Source organism: Microbacterium sp. H6, assembly GCF_003314775.1.
GTDB lineage: Bacteria > Actinomycetota > Actinomycetes > Actinomycetales > Microbacteriaceae > Microbacterium > Microbacterium oxydans.
Window position 1 is genome coordinate 1 of record NZ_QOAY01000302.1, and the last position, 299, is coordinate 299.

At 74.2% G+C, this 299-nt stretch carries 1 pseudogene; it reads left to right on the plus strand.

The features are described 5' to 3' along the window. Nucleotides 1-299 (plus strand): annotated as a pseudogene (locus DSP71_RS24360) (hypothetical protein); the annotation flags it as partial.

Here is a 299-nt window from a genome sequence, read left to right on the forward strand (position 1 = left end):
CATATCCTCCGGCGGCTTCGACGTATCCTCCCGCGGCTCCCGCGTATCCCCCGGCAGCACCGGCCGGCTACCCCGCGGCCCCGGCCCCCGGCTACCCCGCAGCCCCTCCCGGCGCCTACCAGGTGCCCGTCGGCGGCTACACGGCTCCCTCCGGCGCCTACCAGGTGCCCACCGCACCGGCTCCCTCGTCCTCGCGGCTCTTCGGGACGCTCGCCCTGGTCTTCGCTCTCGTCGCGGCGGTCGTGCCGGCGATCGTCGTCAGCGTCAGCGCGTTCGAGATCGGTCGGTATCTGCCCAAC